Source organism: Saliniradius amylolyticus (assembly GCF_003143555.1).
In the GTDB taxonomy this organism is placed as follows: domain Bacteria; phylum Pseudomonadota; class Gammaproteobacteria; order Enterobacterales; family Alteromonadaceae; genus Saliniradius; species Saliniradius amylolyticus.
Map to the genome: position 1 here is coordinate 920610 of NZ_CP029347.1, position 22978 is coordinate 943587.

Sequence of the window (22978 nt, forward strand, 5' to 3'; positions counted from 1 at the left end):
TGATCAAATTGGCATGGTAAGCAAACTGTAATATTAGTAACTCTTCTGTTAATTTCATGTTTCAAATTGCGTTTTTCGAGCCAGGACGGCCCACACATCCTTGCTCGACGGACTATCACCTGTCCGAGTGGTTTGACGAGTAATTTCCCCGCTTAACTCTCTTTTTTAGTTTGGTGCCCCGGCACTGATCCCGCATCACCATCGTGGTGGTGTCTCCATGTGACAAAAATAAAACAGGAGCTTTGTATGAAGCACACAACTTTAGCCGCAGCTTTGCTGATGTCATTCAGCTTTAATGCTTCGGCATGTCTTACCTCAGAAACCGAAACCAACGACACCGAATCTGACGCTAACACTGGTTTGTGTTCCGATACTGCGGTTTCGGCAAGCATCGATTCCCGACAGGACGTGGACTGGTACTCCTTCACGCTGGCCTCGGATGGCACTATTGATGTGTCTTTAAGTCATGATTCCGGTGACGATTTTGATTGGGATCTTTATGAAGTGACAGGCTCGGCGGTGCTGAGCGGTGCCACCAGCAACAATCCGGAAGAAGGCAGTTATCAGGCGATTGCCGGCGAACACTTTATCAAGGTAACCCGCTACAGTGGTACCGGGAATTACCAACTTAATATCACCTTTCCTGATGGCAATACGGGGGGGCAACCTGAGGCTTGCACAACCTATGGTACTCGCCCTGCAAAGCCCAGTGATTTGACGGCATCCATAGTCGGCAATGACGTAGACGTATGCCCAACGCTGGGTGACCAGGCCGGCGTCTTGCTAATGGGCGGTGGCACCGATGTGGATGATGCCTTTAGTAACCGCATACAGCCGCATATTAATGGCGGCGATATTGTGGTGCTGCGTGCATCAGGGACCGACGCTTATAATATCTACCTGCAGAACCTGACCGGCGCTGATTCCGTGGAAACACTGATCATCGACTCTCAGGCGAAAGCCAACTCTGACTATGTGGATTGGGCGATTCGCAGTGCTGAGTTTGTCTGGATCTCCGGCGGTGACCAGTCGGCATACCTGAACCACTGGCAAGGAACTAAGGTTCAAGACGCCATAGACCATGTTTACGCTAAAAACGGCGTATTAGGGGGCACTTCCGCGGGGAATGCAGTGCAAAGCCAGTATATCTATGATCCCGATGGGGTTCTGGGGTCAGTGAGTAACGAGGTGGTTGCAGACTTCTGTCATGAATCCATCAATATCAGCAACAACTTCTTAAGTACTGATATCATGCAGAACCTGATTACAGATACCCATTTCTACGAGCGTGATCGCATGGGACGTATGGCGGTCTTCCTGGCTCATGTTGGTGGCGATAAGCGTGCTATTGGTGTGTCAGAGCAAACGTCTGTGTTTTTCACCGAAAACGGTGAAGGTGTGGTGGATGGCAACTATGAAGCCTATATTCTGGAAGCCGATACCCAGACTCAGTTTACTCAAACCGAGTGCGGGAAGCCGGTGATCATCGATGATCTATTGCGCTACTACATCACAGCAGGTGATAGGTTTAATATCCTGACCGGCGCGACCAATGTGACGCCTATCCGTTTGGATATCGATGGCACAGTAACGGACTTCTATAATCCCTCTAATCCCTATTAATCACTAATAAAAAAACGGGCTGGTCACCACCAGCCCGTTTTCTAACAGGGAAACAAAGAGTCAGGCTTTATTTGCTGGTGTCTTCCAACAGCTGTCCGCCAATTTCAATCTTACGGGGCTTTTTCGCCTCCGGAATTTCACGCTCCAGATCGATGTGCAGTAGACCGTTACGCAGATCGGCACCAACAACTTTGACGTGTTCACCTAACTGGAATTTACGCTCGAAATTGCGCTCGGAAATGCCTTTGTGCAGGAACTTTCGCTCGGTTTCTTTACCGGGCTTGTTGCCGGTCACCTGTAAGGTGTTTTCATGCACCTGAATGTCCAGCTCGGTGTCTTCGAAGCCAGCTACAGCCATAGTGATGCGGTATTTGTCCTCTTCCAACAACTCGATGTTGTAAGGCGGATACGTTGGTTGTTTCTCATTGCGGCTTGCAGCGTCGATCATGGAAGCCAGTTGATCGAAGCCAATAAATGAACGGTATAGTGGAGATAGATCGATATTACGCATAGTCATATCCTCAATAATAAGCAATATGTGATTGTTAGCCCCGAATTATCGGCGGCAGTTCTAGCCGGGCTGGTCCCGACTGTTATTGTCGACCCTTCCGGCATCGACAATAACTAAATAAGGGTGGGGGGAAGCTTTCCAAGTCCTGACGCAAAAAAAATTTCTATATTTTCTTTAACGCTTTGAAAGATAAGTTATTTTGATGGGTCTATGATGCCGTTGATACTGGTGTTCACCCGGAACCAACCTGCGATGCTGTAACGATCCCGTTGAGCGGGCAGGACTTCGTGAGGAAATTGTTCGCTTAAGAAAATCACCATTTGCCCGAATAGCGGTGTGACTTTCAGCAGAGTCTGATCTGTATCTGGATCATAGATCACTAGCTGACCCTGTTCTTCACGCCGCCAGCCTGGATTCAGGTAGCACACGGTGCTCAGTACCCGGTTAGTGCGGCCTTTGAAGGCGTCCAGGTGCTTTTTGTAAAAGGCGCCAGGCGGGTAGTGTGCAAAATGACACTCGTAATCGAACAATCCCATAAACAGGCGGCGATTAAGCGCACTTTTAAGGCTGTCCATCAGACTCAGAAATTGTTGTTGGTGGGTGCGCTTGGGCGTTAACCAGCGGATATTGTCTTTGCGTACAAATTGGTTTCGGTGTTCATCACGAAGCCGGCCAATAGCTGCGCGCTTGAAGTCTTCCTCCTGATAGCCTTTGAGTTCCTGCAGTAAGCCTTCTGCCAGAGTGATTGGCAGGAAATTTGGCAATACGGCATAGCCTTTGTCGACTAAGGCGTCGGCAATGACATCAAAGGCGTGTTCATTAAGTTGCAAGGGGGGCTGAGTCAGCGCGCTCACGGGCGGAAAACCATCAAATCACAGGGAGCGCAGTTTTACCCTGTTTCTCTGAAAAAGTCATCTTTATTTCGCTTGGCGAAATGGCTTTGTCGTTGACTCGGGCTTAAACACAAAAAGGCCACTATTCTCAGGCTCGCCGTACACCCATCCATGAGACTACTGTGCGGCTTCCATGCCGAACAAGGACTGAGACTAATGGCTTTCTTATGTCTTGTTGGCAACGGAAAGCACGTTGCCAGCCAGGTATTACTGGCGAACACCTTCCACATGCAGCTCCAGGTCAACATGAGTTGACGCCGGACCCAGATCGTAGTCTATGCCAAAGTCTTTAAGGGCAATGCGGGTTTTACCCATAAAGCCAGCTCGATAGCCGCCCCAGGGATCCACACCTTCGCCGACTTTCTTGGCCTTGATGGTGATTGGCTTAGTCACACCGTGCAGGGTCAGGTCGCCTTTGACACGTAGCTTGCCATCGCCCAGATCCTCGATCTCAGTTGAGGCGAACTTCGCACTGTCGAATTTTTCTACGTCCAGGAAGTCCTCGCCACGCAGATGCTTGTCGCGCTCGGCGTGATTAGAGTCAACACTAGCGGGGTTGATTTTAACCGTAATACTGGCGGCCTCAGGGTTTTTCTTGTCGTAGCTGAACTTTCCTTCAAAGTCGTTGAAACGACCGGTCAGCCAAGAGTAACCCAGGTGCTGAATCTTGAAGTTTATGGAAGCATGCGCGCCCTTGCTGTCAATGACATAGTCGGCGGCATTGGTCAGTGGGGCAAGAGCCAGCAGACTGGCCGCAATCAGAGTTTTTCTCATCGTAGTATCTCCTCAGGGTTTAATAGTTAAGGTTTTAACATGCGTTTCAACGTGGCGTCCCTATCCCAAAAGTGGTGCTTGAACGCCGCTAAAGCGTGTAGTCCGGCCAGAATGATCAATGTCCAGGCCAGGTAAAAGTGCACCTCGCCAGCAAGGTCCTCTTGGCGTTCTATCAAGGATCCAGCGCCGGGTATGGTAAACCAGTTAAACACATCGATGCTGCGACCATCGGCGGTCGATATCAGATAGCCACTGATAAATAATCCCAACAGCAGCAGATAGATCATTGCATGGGCTAGCGAGGATACCCGTTGCTCCCAAGCGGCACCGAGAGGTTGGGGGCGAGACTTGAGCCAGCGAACCAGCATGCGAATGAGTGTTAGCAACGCCAATAGCAACCCCACACTCTTGTGGTAATGGGGCGCAGTCTTATACCAGTCACTGTAATAATTCAGATCCACCATCCACAAACCGACTGCAAACAAAGCGATAACCGCGATGGCGGTGATCCAGTGAATGCCGATGATCAACCAGCTCCAGCTGCTTTCCTGCATAGAACTTTTTCTCCAGAATCAACGTATTGGCAGCTTAGAAAACATTTAAGCAAAAATAAATGGCTAATAATGGCTTATACTGTTCGTTTTAGTCGAATGGTTGCGGCGCGAACAGTTACTGACAGTCATGGGCTATATTGATAGCCTAAACGCATAAGATTGTCGGCCTGTCGCTTTTATATGGCTGGGACTGTTGTCTTCTGGAGTACGGTAAGGCATTGTTATCGAGCGGATTTTGTCCGGTTCGTACCGCTGAATTGGACTTTAGTCCACCCGGCAGGTATAAAAATCAGGCCCGGTAGTGAGGATGACTCAGCCGGAAGCGTGAGCAAGTGCGGTTGCCACGCGTCTGTGAAAAAACCATGACCATGGAGCACGCTGACTCAATGAGTTTGTTCTGGATACCCCTGCTGTTGCTGGCAGGCATTTTAATGCCATTGTTAACCGAGCGTTATGGACGCAGTGTTTGTGCCTGGGCAACGGCGCTTGCGCCGGCTATTGTACTGGCCAAAGTTGTCAGCTTAGCCCCAAAAGTGTTTGCGGGTGAAACCATTCGTGAGCACTTCGACTGGATCCCCCAGGCTGGGCTGATGATTTCATTCCGTTTAGACGGGCTGGCGTTACTGTTTGCAGTACTTATCCTGGGCATTGGTCTGTTGGTAATCCTCTATGCCCGGTATTATCTGTCTGAGAAGGACTCAATGGGCCGGTTTTACGCCTACCTCATCCTCTTTATGACAGCCATGCTATCCATTGTTATTGCCGATAATCTGCTGCAATTATGGATGGCCTGGGAAATCACCAGTATCAGTTCGTTCCTTTTGATCAGTTTTTGGGGAGGCCGAAGCGATGCCCGCAAGGGCGCGCGCATGGCTCTGACCATCACCGGTGCCGGTGGGCTGGCGCTGCTTGCGGGCCTGATCATCGTTGGTAACATTGTAGGTAGTTATGACTTGGGTACGGTGTTAGCCAGCGGCGAAGTGATTCGCCAGCATGATGCTTACCCGGTTGCTCTGGTGTTGATTCTGCTAGGCGCCTTTACCAAGTCGGCTCAGTTTCCGTTTCATTTTTGGTTGCCTCATGCCATGGCGGCACCAACGCCGGTTAGTGCGTACTTACATTCTGCAACCATGGTTAAAGCCGGTATCTTTTTGCTGGCGCGTTTTTATCCGGTGCTGGCAGGGACCGAGCTGTGGTTCTTAGCGGTCAGCCTTACCGGTCTGGCGACCTTACTCTACGGCGCCTATATTGCTCTGTTTAAACACGATCTAAAGGGATTACTGGCCTATTCCACCATCAGTCATCTCGGCTTGATAACCTTGCTCCTGGGCATGGATACTCATTTGGCAGCAGTAGCGGCGGTGTTCCATATTATCAACCATGCGATCTTTAAGGCCTCACTGTTTATGGCCGCCGGTATCATTGATCATGAGTCCGGTTCGCGGGACATGCGCAAACTTAATGGTCTGTGGAACTATATGCCATATACGGCAACGCTGGCCATGGTGGCAGCGGCGTCCATGGCCGGGGTTCCCCTTTTGAACGGTTTCTTGTCCAAGGAAATGTTCTTTGCCGAAACGCTTCATCAATCCGCACTGGGATCCTTATCCTGGATGGTGCCGGTGTTGGCAACGCTGGGTGGCGTATTCTCGGTTGCTTATTCGTTGCGCTTTATTCACGATGTGTTTTTCAATGGCGAGCCGGTGGACTTACCGAAAACGCCCCATGAGCCGCCACGGTACATGAAAATTCCGGTGGAGATCCTGGTAGCGCTTTGCCTTTTAGTGGGGGTCATTCCCGGTCTGGTTATCGGTCCGTTGTTGAAAGCTGCTTCAAGCTCAGTATTGTCAGGGGAGCTGCCCGAATACAGTCTCGCTATTTGGCACGGATTAAATTTACCGCTGCTGATGAGTGTTATCGCATTGGTGGGAGGCTTGTTAGTCTATGCCAATCGCCGTCACCTGTTCCAGTTCCAGGCCCAGTTCCATGAAACCGACGCCAAGATGGTTTTTGAGGGCGTGGTGCAATGGCTCGTCGAGCGCTCGGTGTGGCTGCACAACTTCATTATTAACGGGTCTGTACAGCGCTATCTGGTATTGATGCTGTTGCTGGCACTGGTGATGGCTGGTACGCCATTGCTGGATCTTGACAGTATGGAAGGTAAGCGCAGCCTGTTGCCTGTTAACGCCATTGAGATTACCGCGGCTGTTATTCTGAGCCTTGCCGCTTTGGCCACGGTGATATTCCATCACAAACGTATGGTGGCACTGGTAACACTCTCCGTGGTTGGGCTTATCGTGTCCATATCCTTTCTACGCTTCTCGGCGCCGGATCTGGCCTTAACCCAATTATCGGTGGAGGTGGTGACTATCATTCTGCTGATGTTGGCGTTGTTTTTTCTGCCGCAGAAAACCCGTAACCAGTCTTCACCACGTCGGATGGCACGGGATCTAGGCATCGCGGCACTCTTTGGCGGTATTATCGGCACCATAAATTACGCTATGCTGACGCGGCCACTGACGAGTATCTCCGATTTCTTTCTTGCTAACAGTAAAATTGGCGGCGGCGGGACCAATGTGGTCAACGTTATCCTGGTGGATTTCCGGGGCTTTGACACCTGGGGTGAGATTACCGTGCTGGGTATTGCTGCACTGGGGATTTACAAGCTGATTGCCCGCATGCGTTTAGCAATGCCGTCGGCGGATGGAATGGGACGCCCCTGGTCCAAAGATGTGCATCCCATGATCCTGGCGGTGATCTCACAGAGCCTGCTGCCGCTGGCGTTGCTGGTCTCAGCCTATATTTTCCTGCGCGGCCACAACATGCCAGGCGGAGGCTTTATTGCCGGTTTGATCACTTCAGTGGCATTGATTCAGCAATACATCGCTCATGGGGTTGACTGGATCAAGCCACGCATGAAGCTGGACTATCAATGGGTGATTGCCAGTGGCATCTTGATAGCCAGCCTGACAGGGGTAGGAAGCTGGTTATTCGGGCGCCCATTCTTAACCTCCTGGTTTGATTACTTTAAATGGCCTGTGGTGGGCAAGTTTGAGCTGGCCAGTGCTATGGCCTTTGATTTGGGCGTGTACCTGACGGTGATTGGCGCCACCTTATTGATATTGGCGAATCTGGGGAAACTCACTACCCGTCATCGTCCCAAGGTTGAGGAGGAGTAATGGAAGGGCTATTTGCTTTCTGTGTGGGAATGCTGACCTTCTGCGGTATCTACCTGGTATTAAGAGCCAGAACCTTTACGGTGGTGTTAGGCCTGACCTTTTTGTCCTACGCGGTGAATTTGTTCTTATTCTCCAGCGGCCGGTTGCGCTTTGAAGGAGCGCCCATATTGGGCACGGCTGAAGCCTATACCGACCCTTTGCCGCAGGCTTTGGTGCTGACTGCCATAGTGATTGGTTTTGCCATGATTGCCTTTATCGTTATTCTGGCCATGCGGGCCCGGGCGGATCTGGGTAATGACTATGTGGACGGCCGCTCGCCACGCTCCAGCCGAGAAAAGCCCTCGGCCAAGGAGAAGTCATGACTCAGCACTTAGCGATTCTCCCCATTATTATCCCGTTGTTTGCGGGCATACTGCAGTTGCTGCCTCCTTTGAGTGGCAGTGTGGAGCGCCAGCGAGTGTTTTCCGTGTTGCTGGCGGCATTACTGATTATTGCGATCGGTGTGCTCGGGTGGCACGTGATGCATCAGGGCGTACAGATATACGCGTTAGGCGACTGGCAGCCTCCCTTTGGCATTGTGCTGGTGGCAGACCAATTGGCATTGCTAATGCTGATGCTGACGGCGGTGCTGGGTCTGTGCGCTATTTTGTTTGCCTGTGGCGGAGATGACAAACAAGGGGCGTATTTTTATCCACTGATGCAGTTTCAGTTGATGGGCATCAACGGTGCCTTCCTGACCGGTGATTTGTTTAACTTGTTTGTGTTTTTTGAAGTGTTGCTGATCGCCTCCTATGCCTTGCTGGTCCATGGCGGCGGTAAGCAGCGTACCAGTGCCGCGGTCCACTATGTCATCCTGAACCTGGTTGGTTCGGCACTGTTTCTGTTCGCACTGGCTAGTCTATACGGTACCCTTGGGACGCTTAATATCGCCCATATGAGCCTGAGAGTGGGAGAGCTCGCGGCGGGAGAGCGAGCCATTGCGCAGGCCGGTGGATTATTACTGCTGATCGTCTTCGGTCTTAAGGCGGCGCTGCTACCATTGCATTTTTGGCTACCCAAAACCTATGCTTCAGCCAGTGCGCCGGTGGCGGCCTTGTTCGCCATTATGACTAAAGTAGGGATTTACGCCATTTTCCGCGTGTATACGGTCATTTTTGGTGACGGGGCCGGTGAACTGGCCAATATGGCCCAGGGCTGGATCTGGCCATTGGCATTGTTGACCCTAGTGCTCGGTGCTGTAGGCGTGTTAGCCAGCCCTAACTTACGTCAGTTGGTGGCGAATCTGGTGATTGTGTCAGTGGGCACTCTGATGGTGACCTTTGCTCTTCGCAGCGAAGAGGCGACGGCGGCAGGGCTCTACTACATGATTCATAGTACGCTGGTGGGAGGCGCCCTGTTTTTAATTGCCGACATGATCGGTCAGCAACGGGGCAAGGCCTTTGACTGGTTCGTGATGGCTCGTAAGTTAAAGCAGCCGACGCTACTGGGCATTTTGTTTTTTGTGGCGGCCATGGCCGTTGCTGGTTTACCACCTCTGTCCGGTTTTATCGGTAAGGTTCTGGTGTTGCAGGCCGCTCACGAAACCGCAGAGATGCTCTGGGCCTGGCCTGTGATCCTGGTTACTGGTCTGGTCACCATCGTAGCCTTATCGAGAGCCGGCACCACCTTGTTTTGGCGTTATAGTGGTGATAAAACCGATGCCGAACCCTTGTCGGTGTACCAGGTCGCGAGCGTGATCATCTTATTGTTAACCATTCCTATGCTGGTGATTTTCGCGGCACCGGTAACCGATTTTACTCAACAAGCGGCCAGTCAACTGCACAATTACAATGAGCTGATGCAGGTACTTTTACCGGGAGGACAAGACTGATGTCTGCTCTGGCAACAAAATGGTTCCCCATGCCGGTTCACAGTGTATTACTGTTTGTGGTCTGGCTGATGTTAAATAACTCAGTGGCTCCAGGACATCTTTTGCTGGCGCTCATTTTCGCCATAGCTATTCCTCGGTTATGCGCGCCCTTATACACCCGTCAGCCAGCGATTCGGCACCCGTTTAAACTGTTGCGTTACTTCTTGATGGTGCTGGCCGATATCGTGGTGGCCAATATTCAAGTGGCGGTGCTCGTAGTAGGGCCATTAAAGCGCCTTAAACCAGCGTTTATAGCCGTTCCTCTGGATATGACTCAGTCGTTGCCGATCACCATGCTCGCCAGCTCAGTGACGATGACACCGGGAACCGTCAGCGCGGAGGTCTCGGCGGATCGAAACTGGCTCTACGTGCATGTGCTGAACCTGGATGTGCCTGAGAGGCAGTTGGCGGAGACCATCAAGCAGCGCTATGAAAAACCGCTCAAGGAGATCTTTGAATGTTAGATTGGGCAATGATGATAACTGGCATCATGCTTTGTGTGGCCTTGATTCTGAACCTGTGGCGGCTGTTAATCGGCCCGGAAATCTCTGATCGCATTCTGGCGCTGGATACCATGTTCATTAACAGCATCGCCCTGATTCTACTGTACGGCATGTTTAAAGGCAGTGATTTGTTTTTTGAAGCGGCGCTGCTGATCGCCATGCTAGGTTTTGTCAGCACGGTAGCCTTATGTAAGTATCTGTTACGCGGCGACATTATTGAGTAGGGTTTATGATTTTCTGGATTGAATTAATTGCCAGTCTTTTTCTGGTTGTGGGGGGGCTCTTTGTATTGGTGGGCTCCATTGGACTCATTCGCCTGCCGGATTTGTATTGCCGTCTTCACGCTCCCACGAAGGCCACAACGGTCGGTCTTGGTGGCATGCTGATGGCGTCGATGGTGGTGATGTCTTATCGTCATGATGTGGTCAGTGTCCATGAATTCTTGATCTCCCTGTTTTTGATTATTACTGCGCCAGTCACTGCTCATATGCTGGCAAAAACAGCGATGCACCACAGGGACAAGGCCATCGCCAAGACCGCTCGTAAGGAGTATATCGAAACCGCCAGGGAGCAGCTGCCGCCTGAGAGCGAGCAACAAATGGACAAGAAAGACTAGAAAGCCACACAGTGTTTTTGAATCAAGGCCATCAACGGTTTGCTCAGGGCTCGTACAGCCAGAACGGTAAAGAGTTACTCGGCAAGGTGTCTGATGTTTGAAAATATCGAAACGATTCTTGCAGCGCGTTCCAGACTCTGCAGGTCCTCTTGGCTCCAATCAACTTGTTTGCCTGCGCTTTCGCAGCATATGATGCCGAAGGGGGAAAAATCATTATTGAACATATAATCCATCAAAGAGTAGATGTGTTCCTCATCAAAGTATCCCTTGTTAAAGCAGCGGGTATCGGGGTGTGAACGCGCATCCGATGCCATCACTGAGTCTGACTTTATAATAGCTTCGAAATACTCTGGATAGTCTTTTTGCGTTAAGCGCAGTCCCTCAGGCTGTTGAAAGCCGTCAGGAGTCAGAAGAGCAATACATGTGATAAAGGACTGGTCATCACTGAACTTCCATAAGCTGGTTCTGTTTGACTTGGGGACAGAAGATGCGATCGCCTCGCAAACCAACTTAAGCAAACCTGCCCGGGCGAGGTTTGGATTGGATAACTGCATGCTGAGTCGGGTAAGAGGATCAAGACCCGTCGTTGATTTAGTCATTAAACTCCGTACCAGAGGCTGACATGTCTAAATCTAACTATAGAACTCTACAGCACTTACTCAACATCAATCATATTTTGAGTGACCCAATTAAACTAGTGGATTTCTGGTTTACCGAACAGGTTGGCGACAATAACAATCAACCAGGCCAGACTCATACCAGCAAAAATAACCATCATCCATTGGGGCATACTCAGGCTTAGAAATTGCCAGTCGATATCGCCGCAGCTACCGGTCGCGGCAAAGACATTCGGCAACCATTCGTGCAGGGGCAGCCACGAGGGGAAGCGCGGAACCACTTCGCAGGTGGCGAAGAAAGGGTTAGCGGCAGTCTGGATATCCACATGCTCATAGGCGATCTTTAACCCCCATAGGGTCGAAACACCCCAGCCAAGCAATGCCAGCCAGCGTGCGATGCGGTTGTGGCATCCAATTAGTCCCACCAAGGCGGCCAGCATGACACCAAACACCGCATTACGCTGATAGATACACATCACACAGGGGGCCAGATCCATGACATGTTGGAAATAAAGCGCGCTGATCTCCAGTGCGGTGCAGGCTAAAAAGAGCAGTCCCCAGCCGAGCTTGCGCTGAGAAAAGAGATGGATGGAAGAAAACCAGTGTGGCATTAGCACTTATCCGTGGGATTTTTTAGTTTTTATAGTAACGCACTATACCGCAAGATTAATCTGTTGGCACCCATGCCGATGTCTCCCAAAAAGGGCTAGATAGCCTCACTAATGGGGAGGGCATTTACGGATTGCCGCTCAATGCACCTGGGTTCGAACAGACGGGAAATCTTTCCGCTGTCAATGTTGTAAACCTCTTTGAGTACTAAACGTGCCGCCATTTTTCCCATTTCTCGAATGGGGTAGTCGATAGTGGAAAGCTTAGGAAAGAGGTATTGTGCAAAAAGCATATTGTCGAAGCCAAACACTGAAACGTCGTCTGGAATAGATTTTCCCATCTCACGGATAGCGTTCATGGCGCCGGCCGCCATTTCGTCGTTGGCACATACCAAGGCACTGAGCTGCGGATATCGCTCCAGTAAGGCTTTCGCCCCCAGGAAGCCGCCTTGCTCCTGATAGTCACCCTCATAAATATGATCGTCTGCGATAGGACAACCCCGTTGTATCAATATATCCTGCAGGCCGGCGAGGCGCTCCTTGGCATCCTGTTTCCAAAGCGGCCCACTTATGTAGCCAATGTTCTGGTGACCATTTTCGACCATACTATGCGCGGCTTGTTGTCCCCCCATGTAATTATTCAGGCTAATGCATTGCTCCTCCAGCCCTGGAACGATTCTGTTAATCAATACTATAGGGGTGTTTTTGGCGAGTTCTTTCAGGTACTGATCTGATACGGCTTCCACGTGCAGTATGAGTGCGTCACAGTTTCTGGAAACCAAAAACTCGATACCTTCTTTCTCCGATTTTTTCTGGCTGTGCCCAGCGGCAATGATGGTGTGCTTCTTATGTCGGCGTAGCTTAGTTTCGATGCCGCTCATCATATCGCCATAGAAAGGGCCATGAAGTTCAGAAACCAAAATCCCCACCGAGTTGGTGCGGTTTGATGCCAGAGACTGGGCTACCGAGCTAGGGCGGTAATCCAGTTCTTTCATTGCCGCCAGAACTTTCTGCTTGGTCTTCTCCCGGACATTGTCGTTGCCATTCATTACCCGAGACACCGTGGCCAATGACACTCCGGCAAGCTGAGAAACTTCGTAAATGGTGGCCATGTGTATTCTCCGGGATAACTACAAAGGTTGGGATTGGGCTTTCAGTTGATGAATTTTATCATGGGTTAGATGGTACTTGTTCATCAAAAGTCCGACAACACAAAAGCCCACGGCAGGAAACAGCGTAAACGCCATTTGTATTTGCTGCTGCGTGGCTGGCTGCTGTTCAACATTGGGCATGTACTGGAATACATCCAAAAGACCGCTGGCGAATGCGCCACCAAACGCGATGCCCAGTTTAATGAAGAACACAATGGTAGAGAACACCATGCCTGTCAGATTTTTATTGGCCGCAGAGGAGCAATAGTCGGCGGTATCAGCCATTTTTGCCCAAAGCATGGGGGTTGCCATTTGCAGGAAAAAGCCCCATAGGAAATACAACAGAGTTGCCATTATCCACTGATTGCTGGGGACAAAATACGCCCCGAGACAGAGCAATGCGGAGATATACTGCAGGTAACGGTAAGCGGTCACCTTCTCAATATGGCGGCTGACGCGGCTGGCCAGGGCACAGCCCAAAATATTGCCAACCATGCCAATGGATATAAACCAGGTTATAAAGTCTTCTCGGCCCAGTACATATTTGACGTAATAAATAGCCAGAGTGCTTTTTAAGATCATCGCGGTCATCAGCACAGTTACTGCTGTGCATAGCACCCGCACCTGGCTATTGGTAAATAGCGCTCTGACATCTTTCCATACCTGATTTTTTTTCGGGTGGCGCACAGGTTGGTGACGCTCGCGGGTTCCCCAAAAACAAAGCAGAAAGAACATAACGCCCAGCGTGCTTAATACTCCCATGGTCAATTGATAACCCAAGGCTTTGTTACCCTGACCAAGCCAGTCGACCATGGGCAGCGTTAAGGCAGTAACGAAAAGCCCCCCCAGCATGCCAAAGACGAAGCGGTATGACTGGATTGAGACTCGTTCATTGATATCCGAACTCAATACGCCGCCCAGAGCCGAGTAGGGAATATTGATGGCGGTATAGGCTGCCATCAGCAAGCCATAGGTTATGAAAGCGTAGATAATTTTCCCGGACTGGCTGAAGTCGGGAGTGGTAAAAGCAACCACACTGATGACGCCAAACGGAACAGCCAGCCAGAGAATATAGGGACGGAACTGACCATAGCGGGTGTGAGTTCTGTCGGTCAGGGCGCCCATTAACGGATCCGTGACGGCATCAAAGATGCGCACCGTTAAGAAGAGTACGCCGACCATGGTGCCCGACAGTCCATATATATCGGTATAAAAATAGGCCAGAAATAACAGTACCGTCTGGAAAATAATATTACTGGCCGTATCTCCTAATCCGTACAGTACCTTTTCTCTTACTGAAACCATCTGTATTCCCTAGCCTGCAGTCCGTGATGCAATCAATGCGCTGTATGCCTTTGCGCTGTCCTTAAGAATGCGCTCCTGAGTGGTATAGTCGACATAAACGATACCAAACCGTTTCAAGTACCCCTCAGCCCACTCGAAGTTGTCCATCAGTGACCAGGCAAAGTAGCCTGCGATATTAACGCCACTGCGACAAGCCTTGTCCACGGCATTTAAATGAGTTTGGAAATAGTCTATACGGTTCGTATCCCTAACTCGACCATTGTCCAGTTCATCTTTCATGGCGGCCCCGTTCTCGGTGATATAAAGCGGTGGCAGGAGATATTCCTTGTTGAGTCGCGTCAACGTGTTGTAGAGCCCCTGAGGGTATACTTCCCAACCCATGTCTGTTAGCGGCAAAGGCTTGTCTTCGGCTAACCTGAACAGTTCGCCTGAACAGGCCTGGGCGCGCTCTCGGGTGTAATAGTTCACACCCAGATAGTCGATAGGCTGTGCAATGATATCCATGTCACCGGGTTCTACCGGTGGTCTCGCTTCAGGCGACAATTTCTCAAGTACGTCTGGGTATTGGCCTTTCAATATCGGATCGATGTACCAGGCGTTCAGGTACTGGTGAGCAGTCTCCGCAGCGGCGATATCTTCTTGGGTGTTAGTATAAGGCTCAATGGGGGAAATATTAACGACAATACCGTGTTGGCTGCCGGGACAGTTTTTCCTGAGTACAGGCATCGCGAGCCCATGCGCTAGCATCAGGTGGTGGGCGGCTGCCTTGGCTGCGGCTTGATTCTGAATGCCAGGGGCATGGATACCCAGCTCGTAACCCAGGTAAGCACTGCAAAAGGGCTCGTTTAATGTGCTGTAAGCATGCACTTTTTCACCCAGCGCCGCCGAAACTCTATCGGCATAGTCTCTGAATGCGTATGCCGTCGCCCTGTTGCACCAGCCGCCCTGGTCTTCCAGGTGCTGCGGGAGATCCCAGTGATAGAGAGTAACAAAGACTTGAATGCCTGCCTCGTTCAGTGCATCGATCACCTTGTGGTAAAAATTTAGCCCTTCTTCATTTATCTCACCACTCTCATGAATAACTCGTGGCCAAGATATAGAAAGTCGGTAGGCATCAACATTGAGCTGCTTGATAAGCTCGACGTCCTGTAGCCATAGCTCTACATGCTGACAGGCAATGTCTCCGTTAGAAGCATCCTTGATGGTGCCGGGTTTCTGGCAGAAGGTATCCCAGATACAGGGAAGGCGGCCATCGCGGGCACCTTCAATCTGGAAGGATGAAGTGGCGACGCCGAAGACAAAGTCTTGTTGCATCAGCGAAGAATCTGAGGGCAGCGTCAATCCATGTTTTGCAGTCATAAAGTTACCAAATCAACAATTAAAAGAAAGCGCTTACATTTTGGCTGGACATGAGGTTGAAAAGTCAATATTGTAAGCGCTTACAATTATGTTATATCAATGTAACTGACAGGGTCAATGCTGGTTTGAGCTGCAACAACCTTGTTACATGCTACTCGGAACCAAAGGAGTCTTTATGGCTAACTTATCATCCTCCTCTGAATCAATGGCCTCCGAGCCGAGAGGGTCAACATTCTCGATTGTTGCGCTGACGGCGCTTTTCTTTATGTGGGGAGCAATAACATCACTGAATGATGTACTGATTCCTCATCTAAAGTCGGTATTTTCTTTAACATACACAAAAGCCATGCTGGTGCAGTTCTGCTTCTTTGGTGCTTACTTTTTGATTTCGATCCCCGCCGGCAAGCTAATTAAGAAGGTCGGGTTTCAGTACGGGATTAGCATTGGTCTGGTCATCAGCGCCTTGGGTGCGCTGTTGTTTGTGCCCTCTGCCTGGATGGAATTGTACTGGTTATTCTTAGGCGCGCTTTTTGTGCTGGCGGCCGGAGTGACCATACTTCAGGTGACGGCCAATCCACTGATGGCGTTGATAGGGGATCCTAAGAATGCGTCCAGCCGATTAACCCTGGCGCAAGGCTTCAACTCTCTGGGGACAACCGTAGCGCCTATTATTGGTGGCTGGCTGCTGTTCTCTGATCATATCGAATTGGAAGGAGCCAAGGCGGCGGTTGAGACGGTCATCCCTCCCTACCTTGGCTTAGCTGCCGTGGCGTTCTTGCTCGGTATGCTATTTTTAAAGCTTACCCTACCTGTACCGGATGCCAATGAGGCGGATGTGCCGGTCGCGCCGGATAGCAGCGATGCAGAGCGCCTTTGGCACCATCGCCACTTGATTCTGGGGGCGCTCGGTATTTTTGTTTATGTCGGCGCTGAGGTTGCCATTGGGAGCTTCCTGGTTAACTATCTGGGCGAGTCCTATATCGCCGGTATGCCCGAGTCTACAGCGGCTAACTACATCGCATTTTACTGGGGAGGGGCCATGGTCGGTCGCTTCATAGGCGCGCTGTTGATGCGTCATATTCCGGCAAGGCTGTTATTGGCCTTCTGCAGTTTCTGCTCTATCGCGCTGATAGTGACATCGGTAGCCAGCTCAGGCTCGGTTGCCATGTGGACGATTCTGGCGGTTGGTTTGTGTAACTCTATCATGTTCCCAACCATCTTCTCATTAGCACTCAAGGGCTTAGGTAAGTCTACTAGCCAAGGTTCGGGCCTGCTGTGTTTGGCCATTGTTGGTGGAGCGATTGTGCCGGTGTTTCAGGGAATGTTGGCGGACAGCATTGGTCTGCAGTTGTCATTCTTACTGCCGGCGTTGTGTTACGTCTATATTGGCTTTTATGGCCTGAAAGGGTCCATCCCACGTTATGAGCATCTGGCGAATGTCGCAGAGGAGAAGCGGGCATGAAAACAATGAGATTACTGGCATTATCAGGGGCGGTTCTGATTGGCTTGGCAGGGTGCTCTCCGGTCGCTCAAAAAAGCGCAGAGCTCTGGCAGCCCGTGAACTCGAAGGTGGAAGCGCAGCCGGACATTGAAGAACAGGTTGATGCACTGCTAAAACGCATGACGCTGGAGCAGAAAGTCGCTCAGGTTATCCAGCCGGAAATAAGAGATATCACCGTCGAGGACATGCGCCGCTATGGGTTTGGCTCCTTCTTGAACGGGGGGGGCGCTTATCCTGACAATAACAAAAATGCCGCCATTGAAGATTGGATCGAGTTGGCCGAAGCCATGCGAGAAGCCTCCATGGATGACAGTCTGGATGGTATTGCGATTCCAACTATGTGGGGCACAGATGCGGTACATGGTCACAATAATGTTAAAGGCGCGACGATCTTCCCCCATAACATCGGTCTGGGGGCTGCCGATGATGCAGCCATGATGGAAAAGATAGCGCGTGTCACGGCACTGGAAACCCGAGCCACAGGTATTGACTGGATCTTTGCGCCTACGGTTGCGGTGGCGGAAAATCCTCGCTGGGGTAGAACCTACGAGAGCTATTCTCTGGACCCCCAGCTCGTCAAACGATACGCCGCCGCTGTTGTCCGTGGCATGCAGGAAAGCCCCGGTGGAGAGCGTTTTTCAGATAATGATGTGATTTCCACCGTAAAGCACTTTGTGGGTGATGGCGGAACATTAGGGGGAGATGACCAGGGTAACAACGTCAATACCGAAGAGGACCTCTATCACATCCATGCCCAGGGTTACGTAGGGGGGTTATCTGCGGGAGCTCAGTCGGTCATGGCATCCTTTAACAGCTGGCATGGCAAGAAAATCCACGGTAGCCATTATCTTCTGACTGAGGTGTTAAAGGAAAAAATGGGTTTTGACGGCTTTGTCGTAGGTGACTGGAATGGTCATGGACAAATCGAGGGCTGCGAAAATCATAACTGTCCCGACGCCATGAATGCGGGGCTGGACGTTTATATGGTGCCCACCGATGCCTGGAAGCCACTGTTTGAAAACCTGGTGAGGCAGGTCCGGGAGGGTGTTATCGCTCAGGAGCGTCTGGACGATGCGGTTCGGCGCGTGCTAAGAGTTAAATTTCGGGCAGGTCTGTTTGAGCGCAAACAGCAAGAGGTGGTCAAGAATACCCCCGATAAAAGCCTGATAGGTCATCAAGAACACCGGGCACTGGCGCGTGCGGCGGTACGTAAGTCACTAGTGTTGCTAAAAAATGACAGCCAGCTTCTCCCCCTGGATCCAACCCAGCGCATCCTTGTCGCTGGCGGTGGCGCTGACAATATCGGTCAGCAAAGCGGAGGGTGGTCGATTACCTGGCAAGGTACTGGCAACACCAACGCAGACTTCCCGGGAGGCAGTTCTATTTTTGATGGTATAGAGCGCCAGGTTAAGGCAGCGGGTGGCGAAGCTATTCTGTCGCCACAAGGTGAGTACCAAGAGGCTCCGGATGTGGCGATAGTGGTCTTTGGCGAGCAGCCTTATGCCGAAGGTAACGGCGATCTCGATAGTCTCGAGTTTGACCGTGGCATAAAGAAGGACCTGGCTCTGCTTAAGCGGTTGAAAGCCAGTGGAGTTCCCGTAGTCAGTGTCTTTTTGAGTGGTCGTCCGATGTGGGTAAACCCCGAGTTAAACCAGTCCGATGCTTTTGTTGCCGCCTGGCTACCTGGTTCGGAAGGAGAGGGCGTTGCCGATGTGTTGTTGACCGATGCCACAGGTGAGGTTCAGCACGACTTCGTCGGTAGTTTGCCGTTCCCTTGGCCAGCCTCTCCCTACCAGTTCAATAATAGTAAAGAGCCAGAATCCCCCTTGTTCGAGTTAGGCTATGGTTTGACTTATGATGACAAGTCTCGCGTTGGTAATGACCTGAATGAAGACGTTGGACAGGATGCGAATCTTGCGACGAGCAAAGCGATATTTGAACGCTCGGTTCAATCACCCTGGACGTTGCAGATTGGCAGCATTAACGAGCGTCAAACGGTCAGCAGTAGTGTCGTAACAACGCCGGTTATGGTGCTGGAAACCATGGACCGTCGGGTGCAGGAGGACGCTCGAACATTATCATTTACTGCCCGTGAAGCCGGTTTGATGATGTTCTCGAGCCCATTCCCTTCAGACTGGCGCTCTTACCATGAAGCCAGTGGCTACTTTAGTCTGGATCTGCAGGTGTTGAGTCAAGGTCAGGGCCCATTGAAAGCAGCTTTAGCCTGTGGTGAAACTTGTTCTCAATGGTTCGATTTAGGAGCCGAAGTTAAGGGCGATGAATGGCAAACCCTGACGCTGCCTTTGCAGTGTCTGGATTCAGTTCGGATGAGTAATGTTTTTACGGCCTTTGCTCTGAAAGCACAAGATGGTTGGAAAGTGAATGTGAGCGATATCAAACTCACCACTGAACCCTCCGGGGAAGCTCAAACTTTAGACTGTCCTTCCAAAGGGCAGTTTAAAGACTTGGTTTGGCAGGACGAGTTCGATGGAACTCGGTTGGATGCCAGCAAGTGGAGTTTCGAAGTCAATTGCTGGGGAGGCGGGAATGATGAACAACAGTGTTATACCAACTCCCAGAATAACCTGAAGGTAAGCAACGGTCAGCTAGAGATCATTGCTCGTAAAGGCGATGCCGTAGGGACGACGTTGCCTGACGAGCATCCCGATTATGATCCCTCACAGACTCGCACACTGCCATATTCGTCAGCACGAATCCGCTCAAAAGGCAAAGGTGATTGGCAGTATGGACGGGTTGAAGTCAGGGCTAAGCTGCCGGCGGGGCAAGGCGTATGGCCTGCGATTTGGATGTTGCCAACCGATTGGTCTTATGGAGGCTGGGCCGCTTCGGGAGAAATTGACATCATGGAAGCCGTTAACCTTGGCACGCCTTCCGACAGAAGCGGGGCTGAGCGAGGCGAAACCCAACGCCGCGTATTCGGCTCGCTGCACTTTGGCGGAGAGTGGCCTGACAATACCCATCTGACTAATGCCTATGTGTTTGAGTCAGCAGTGACGCCTGTTGATGCCTTTAACGTTTATGCCATTGAGTGGGAGCAGGATGAAATTCGCTGGTACGTCAACGACACGCATTACGCCACTATCGGAGCTGACCAGTGGTACTCCGGTGGTAAGACGCCTCAGTCGCTGGCTGCTACGGCACCGTTCGACCAACCGTTCCATCTTATTTTGAACTTGGCGATAGGTGGAAAATGGCCGGAGGAGAAAAATCAGACAGGGGTTGATGCAACAGGCTTCCCAAAAACAATGTGGGTCGATTACGTCAGGGTCTACCAATAGTTATCAGTGTCTGATGAATTGATAAAAGGGGCCGGAAGCCCCTTTTTTTGTGACATCACATAGCCTCGGAGGCTTTGCAATAATGGTTGATAAAGTCTGCATGCTCAGGGAGCTGCTGTGCCCGATGAGCTGACTGCGCTTTAATCTGGGCCAGGAACGCTTCCAGTTCGTGATCCGGCATATGGTCGACAATAGGGTGGTAGGCCTGGGGTGTCAGTCCTTGCCCCATCATAACCTGTACCCACGAATTCTCAGCAAACAGTTCATTGGGAACCTTGAAGACACGGCCGGTTTCTTTAAAAAGTTCAATACGGTGCTTCAGCGAATCCGGGATCGGCATAGAGGCACAATGCCGCCAGAATGGGGTGTCACGACGTTCCGTCACATGATAATGAAGGATGATAAAGTCACGGATGTTCTCCACCTCGTGCTCGGTCTGTTGGTTGAACTCCTTGATGTCATGTTCGCTGATACCATTGAGCGGGAACATTTGTAGCAAGCGGATAATGCCGCGTTGGATGAGGTGGATGCTGGTGGACTCCAGAGGTTCGATGAAGCCTGAAGATAAACCGACCGCCACACAGTTCTTATTCCAGTGTTGACGTCGCTGGCCGGTTTGGAACTTGATCACGCGAGGTTCGGTTCTCAGTTCCCCCTGGATATTCTTTAACAGTTGCTCCCGAGCGTCATCATCAGACTGATAGCGGCTGCAGTAGACGAGGCCGTTGCCGACCCGGTGCTGCAAGGGGATTTGCCATTGCCAGCCTGACTCATGGGCGATGGAGCGGGTGTAGGGAATCGGCGCTCGAGTGGCTTGTGTTTGCACCGCAATCGCAGAGTCACAAGGCAGCCAGTGGGTCCAGTCATCGTAACCGGTATGCAAAGCTTGCTCGATCAACAGCCCTCGAAAGCCGGTGCAGTCAATAAAGAAGTCGCCCTCCAGGGTTTGTCCGGAATCCAGGATAAGGCCCTTCAGATAGCCGTTGTCGTGCTTTTGTACCGACGCAATCTTTCCTTCTACTCGCTTAACACCATGTTGCTCTGCCATTTGGCGCAGCAGTTTGGCATATAGCGACGCGTCCAGGTGATAAGCATAGTTGAGGCCTTGTTTGGGCTGTATGGCAAATTTGTTTTGTTCGGCGGCCAAAAGCTCGGGGCAATAGTCACCATAGCGACTGGCAATACCCTTCTGGTGCCCCTTTAGCCAGAAATGCTGGAAGCCACAGGCCCAGCAGTCCTTGCCGGTTGTCCCAAAGGAGTGGATGTAATCCTCGCCCACATCTTTCCAGTTCTCGAAGCTGATGCCCAGTTTAAAAGTGGCCTGAGTGGCTGCCATAAACTCCTGCTCGTTGAGCTTCAATAGCTGATGCAGGGTGAGTAGCGGCGGAATAGTGGCTTCACCCACACCCACAGTGCCGATTTGCTCCGACTCCACCAGGGTGACGTCCAGCACATTGCCAAGCAGTTTTGACATGGTCGCGGCAGTCATCCACCCAGCGGTGCCGCCGCCGGCAATAATGACTTTATTAATTGATTGCTTCATAGTGATAACCTCGAACCGTAATACCTAACGGTTAAGTTTGTTAATGAGATCAGCGCGCAGTCGCCGTGCGCGCACCTCGTCAATATTACCCAAGGCTCCCGTTTTATCTTCGGGGAGATGATTCATTCGACCCTCGTCGCTATTGAAGACCCAATGATCAAATAGGCTCTGCCAGGCTTGTTTTTGGTGGGCTGGCAACTGACCAATAGAGAGCAGGGCATGCATCAATGCGTTGGTGGGGTTACCGAGGAAGTGAGGTGTATTGCGCCACCAGTAATTAACCAGAATGTTGAGTTTTCTCAGGCTGGCTACATGGTGCCACCACATACTCGGAATAAAGATAGCATCTCCGGGGTTGAGTTCTGCCTGCCTGGCGTGCACAAGTGCCTCTCTGAATAACGGGAAGCGCTCCAAATCCGGCTGGTTGAGATCGACCATGGAAATAGGTTGCCCGGCGGGTGTGTGCTCCAGAGGCCCAACGTAGAGATTGCTGACCTGTTCTGGCGGGAACAGTGTGAAACGTCGCTGTCCTGCCACTACACAGGCCAGGTTGTCTGGGAAATCGAAGTGAGCGGGAATCTCAGTTTGATTTCCCAGCCAGATACTCCGCAGCGCGGTGTCGGGTACCGAAGGCACCGTATGGTGCTGGCAAAATCTCGGTAACCAGCGATCGATCAGAGTAGAGCCAACATAATGCATTGCCGAATGTTCGCTGTTATCTTTAATCAGCGTGTCCAGAACTTCTGCTAAAGGGGCTGACGAGGGGGTAAAATTGAAACCAGTCAGGTCGTCGTTATAAAAGACTTTGGTCTGGTCAGGGCTGTTACCCTGATACACCGTCACGGGTTCACTGGTAGCCAGCTCTGACAGATAGGCGGCAACCTCGGTATCGCCCTCATGGGCCTTTTGCACCACGGGCCAATGCTTAAGCAGGTTCTTAAGTACCAGAGGCTCACTGCGCTCGAAAATGGCCGACAGATCTGGGGCAGTTTCTGCACAGTCGAGGTGTTGAATAGGGGCAAACCGTTTCATC

Annotated in this window: 20 protein-coding genes; 9 read left to right on the forward strand and 11 right to left on the reverse strand. The window is 51.2% G+C overall.

Going from position 1 to position 22978, the window contains the following annotated elements; translation table 11 throughout:
• Positions 1 to 246: 246 nt before the first annotated feature.
• The gene (locus HMF8227_RS04370; RefSeq protein ID WP_109339026.1) at positions 247 to 1623 is read left to right on the forward strand and encodes a Type 1 glutamine amidotransferase-like domain-containing protein; all 1377 of its coding nucleotides are present in this window, start codon (positions 247 to 249) and stop codon (positions 1621 to 1623) included.
• 67 nt (positions 1624 to 1690) lie between these two features.
• On the opposite strand, the gene HMF8227_RS04375 is transcribed toward HMF8227_RS04370, so the two are convergent.
• The 4 genes from HMF8227_RS04375 to HMF8227_RS04390 form a co-directional block, all read right to left on the reverse strand.
• Positions 1691 to 2134, reverse strand: coding sequence for an Hsp20 family protein (locus tag HMF8227_RS04375; RefSeq protein WP_109339027.1), 444 nt, complete (start codon positions 2132 to 2134; stop codon positions 1691 to 1693).
• A 194-nt stretch (positions 2135 to 2328) separates the two neighbouring features.
• Complete coding sequence (locus tag HMF8227_RS04380) at positions 2329 to 2988, reverse strand: 2OG-Fe(II) oxygenase (RefSeq protein ID WP_239421193.1); 660 nt, start codon at positions 2986 to 2988, stop codon at positions 2329 to 2331.
• A gap of 246 nt (positions 2989 to 3234) precedes the next feature.
• The gene (locus HMF8227_RS04385) at positions 3235 to 3801 is read right to left on the reverse strand and encodes a YceI family protein (RefSeq protein ID WP_109339028.1); all 567 of its coding nucleotides are present in this window, start codon (positions 3799 to 3801) and stop codon (positions 3235 to 3237) included.
• Positions 3802 to 3827: 26 nt separating this feature from the next.
• Positions 3828 to 4355, reverse strand: a complete 528-nt coding sequence (locus HMF8227_RS04390) for a cytochrome b (RefSeq protein ID WP_109339029.1) — start codon at positions 4353 to 4355, stop codon at positions 3828 to 3830.
• 386 nt (positions 4356 to 4741) lie between these two features.
• Between HMF8227_RS04390 and HMF8227_RS04395 the strand changes: the two genes are divergently transcribed.
• From HMF8227_RS04395 to HMF8227_RS04420, 6 genes are read left to right on the forward strand one after another with little or no spacing between them, the layout of a single operon-like run.
• On the forward strand, positions 4742 to 7534 hold the full coding sequence (locus HMF8227_RS04395) for a monovalent cation/H+ antiporter subunit A (protein WP_109339030.1): 2793 nt from the start codon (positions 4742 to 4744) through the stop codon (positions 7532 to 7534).
• Positions 7534 to 7896: a Na+/H+ antiporter subunit C gene (locus HMF8227_RS04400; protein ID WP_109339031.1), complete on the forward strand. Its 363-nt coding sequence runs from the start codon at positions 7534 to 7536 to the stop codon at positions 7894 to 7896. The genes HMF8227_RS04395 and HMF8227_RS04400 overlap by 1 nt, the downstream gene beginning before the upstream one ends.
• Positions 7893 to 9404: a monovalent cation/H+ antiporter subunit D gene (locus HMF8227_RS04405; RefSeq protein ID WP_109339032.1), complete on the forward strand. Its 1512-nt coding sequence runs from the start codon at positions 7893 to 7895 to the stop codon at positions 9402 to 9404. Before HMF8227_RS04400 ends, HMF8227_RS04405 begins: the two co-directional genes overlap by 4 nt.
• Positions 9404 to 9907 carry a Na+/H+ antiporter subunit E gene (locus HMF8227_RS04410; protein ID WP_109339033.1) on the forward strand — a complete coding sequence of 168 codons (504 nt, stop codon included), beginning with the start codon at positions 9404 to 9406 and terminating at the stop codon, positions 9905 to 9907. Before HMF8227_RS04405 ends, HMF8227_RS04410 begins: the two co-directional genes overlap by 1 nt.
• Positions 9901 to 10170 (forward strand): K+/H+ antiporter subunit F, encoded by a 270-nt coding sequence (locus HMF8227_RS04415; RefSeq protein WP_109339034.1) that lies wholly within the window; start codon positions 9901 to 9903, stop codon positions 10168 to 10170. The genes HMF8227_RS04410 and HMF8227_RS04415 overlap by 7 nt, the downstream gene beginning before the upstream one ends.
• 5 nt (positions 10171 to 10175) lie before the next feature.
• Complete coding sequence (locus tag HMF8227_RS04420) at positions 10176 to 10562, forward strand: Na+/H+ antiporter subunit G (protein ID WP_109339035.1); 387 nt, start codon at positions 10176 to 10178, stop codon at positions 10560 to 10562.
• A gap of 74 nt (positions 10563 to 10636) precedes the next feature.
• On the opposite strand, the gene HMF8227_RS04425 is transcribed toward HMF8227_RS04420, so the two are convergent.
• The 5 genes from HMF8227_RS04425 to HMF8227_RS04445 form a co-directional block, all read right to left on the reverse strand.
• The gene (locus tag HMF8227_RS04425; protein ID WP_109339036.1) at positions 10637 to 11161 is read right to left on the reverse strand and encodes a GAF domain-containing protein; all 525 of its coding nucleotides are present in this window, start codon (positions 11159 to 11161) and stop codon (positions 10637 to 10639) included.
• 95 nt (positions 11162 to 11256) lie between these two features.
• On the reverse strand, positions 11257 to 11790 hold the full coding sequence (dsbB, locus tag HMF8227_RS04430) for a disulfide bond formation protein DsbB (RefSeq protein ID WP_109339037.1): 534 nt from the start codon (positions 11788 to 11790) through the stop codon (positions 11257 to 11259).
• Between the two features lie 95 nt (positions 11791 to 11885).
• On the reverse strand, positions 11886 to 12899 hold the full coding sequence (locus tag HMF8227_RS04435; protein WP_109339038.1) for a LacI family DNA-binding transcriptional regulator: 1014 nt from the start codon (positions 12897 to 12899) through the stop codon (positions 11886 to 11888).
• Positions 12900 to 12917: 18 nt separating this feature from the next.
• Entirely contained in the window at positions 12918 to 14243 is a 1326-nt protein-coding gene (locus tag HMF8227_RS04440; protein WP_109339039.1) for a glycoside-pentoside-hexuronide (GPH):cation symporter, read from the reverse strand.
• A 9-nt stretch (positions 14244 to 14252) separates the two neighbouring features.
• Entirely contained in the window at positions 14253 to 15602 is a 1350-nt protein-coding gene (locus HMF8227_RS04445) for a GH1 family beta-glucosidase (RefSeq protein ID WP_109339040.1), read from the reverse strand.
• Positions 15603 to 15777: 175 nt separating this feature from the next.
• Between HMF8227_RS04445 and HMF8227_RS04450 the strand changes: the two genes are divergently transcribed.
• Together HMF8227_RS04450 and HMF8227_RS04455 are read left to right on the forward strand one after the other, a co-directional pair.
• A complete protein-coding gene (locus tag HMF8227_RS04450; protein ID WP_109339041.1) occupies positions 15778 to 17064 on the forward strand; it encodes a sugar MFS transporter in 1287 nt (428 codons plus the stop codon).
• On the forward strand, positions 17061 to 20402 hold the full coding sequence (locus HMF8227_RS04455; RefSeq protein ID WP_162558495.1) for a glycoside hydrolase family 3 N-terminal domain-containing protein: 3342 nt from the start codon (positions 17061 to 17063) through the stop codon (positions 20400 to 20402). The genes HMF8227_RS04450 and HMF8227_RS04455 overlap by 4 nt, the downstream gene beginning before the upstream one ends.
• Before the next feature lie 55 nt (positions 20403 to 20457).
• Here HMF8227_RS04455 and HMF8227_RS04460 read toward each other — a convergent pair whose 3' ends face one another.
• Together HMF8227_RS04460 and HMF8227_RS04465 are read right to left on the reverse strand one after the other, a co-directional pair.
• Positions 20458 to 21945: a tryptophan halogenase family protein gene (locus HMF8227_RS04460; protein ID WP_109339042.1), complete on the reverse strand. Its 1488-nt coding sequence runs from the start codon at positions 21943 to 21945 to the stop codon at positions 20458 to 20460.
• A 24-nt stretch (positions 21946 to 21969) separates the two neighbouring features.
• Positions 21970 to 22977, reverse strand: a complete 1008-nt coding sequence (locus HMF8227_RS04465; protein WP_109339043.1) for a cupin-like domain-containing protein — start codon at positions 22975 to 22977, stop codon at positions 21970 to 21972.
• Position 22978 lies beyond the last annotated feature (1 nt).

What these genes read in the sequence shown, in the direction of transcription:
- HMF8227_RS04445 (WP_109339040.1), bottom strand. Translation starts at nt 15,602, where the DNA reads ATGACTGCAAAACATGGATTGACGCTGCCCTCAGATTCTTCGCTGATG.
- HMF8227_RS04395 (WP_109339030.1), top strand. Translation starts at nt 4,742, where the DNA reads ATGAGTTTGTTCTGGATACCCCTGCTGTTGCTGGCAGGCATTTTAATG.
- HMF8227_RS04400 (WP_109339031.1), top strand. Translation starts at nt 7,534, where the DNA reads ATGGAAGGGCTATTTGCTTTCTGTGTGGGAATGCTGACCTTCTGCGGT.
- HMF8227_RS04390 (WP_109339029.1), bottom strand. Translation starts at nt 4,355, where the DNA reads ATGCAGGAAAGCAGCTGGAGCTGGTTGATCATCGGCATTCACTGGATC.
- HMF8227_RS04405 (WP_109339032.1), top strand. Translation starts at nt 7,893, where the DNA reads ATGACTCAGCACTTAGCGATTCTCCCCATTATTATCCCGTTGTTTGCG.
- HMF8227_RS04460 (WP_109339042.1), bottom strand. Translation starts at nt 21,945, where the DNA reads ATGAAGCAATCAATTAATAAAGTCATTATTGCCGGCGGCGGCACCGCT.
- HMF8227_RS04425 (WP_109339036.1), bottom strand. Translation starts at nt 11,161, where the DNA reads ATGACTAAATCAACGACGGGTCTTGATCCTCTTACCCGACTCAGCATG.
- HMF8227_RS04385 (WP_109339028.1), bottom strand. Translation starts at nt 3,801, where the DNA reads ATGAGAAAAACTCTGATTGCGGCCAGTCTGCTGGCTCTTGCCCCACTG.
- HMF8227_RS04420 (WP_109339035.1), top strand. Translation starts at nt 10,176, where the DNA reads ATGATTTTCTGGATTGAATTAATTGCCAGTCTTTTTCTGGTTGTGGGG.
- dsbB (WP_109339037.1), bottom strand. Translation starts at nt 11,790, where the DNA reads ATGCCACACTGGTTTTCTTCCATCCATCTCTTTTCTCAGCGCAAGCTC.
- HMF8227_RS04440 (WP_109339039.1), bottom strand. Translation starts at nt 14,243, where the DNA reads ATGGTTTCAGTAAGAGAAAAGGTACTGTACGGATTAGGAGATACGGCC.
- HMF8227_RS04370 (WP_109339026.1), top strand. Translation starts at nt 247, where the DNA reads ATGAAGCACACAACTTTAGCCGCAGCTTTGCTGATGTCATTCAGCTTT.
- HMF8227_RS04410 (WP_109339033.1), top strand. Translation starts at nt 9,404, where the DNA reads ATGTCTGCTCTGGCAACAAAATGGTTCCCCATGCCGGTTCACAGTGTA.
- HMF8227_RS04455 (WP_162558495.1), top strand. Translation starts at nt 17,061, where the DNA reads ATGAAAACAATGAGATTACTGGCATTATCAGGGGCGGTTCTGATTGGC.
- HMF8227_RS04375 (WP_109339027.1), bottom strand. Translation starts at nt 2,134, where the DNA reads ATGCGTAATATCGATCTATCTCCACTATACCGTTCATTTATTGGCTTC.
- HMF8227_RS04435 (WP_109339038.1), bottom strand. Translation starts at nt 12,899, where the DNA reads ATGGCCACCATTTACGAAGTTTCTCAGCTTGCCGGAGTGTCATTGGCC.
- HMF8227_RS04450 (WP_109339041.1), top strand. Translation starts at nt 15,778, where the DNA reads ATGGCTAACTTATCATCCTCCTCTGAATCAATGGCCTCCGAGCCGAGA.
- HMF8227_RS04415 (WP_109339034.1), top strand. Translation starts at nt 9,901, where the DNA reads ATGTTAGATTGGGCAATGATGATAACTGGCATCATGCTTTGTGTGGCC.
- HMF8227_RS04465 (WP_109339043.1), bottom strand. Translation starts at nt 22,977, where the DNA reads ATGAAACGGTTTGCCCCTATTCAACACCTCGACTGTGCAGAAACTGCC.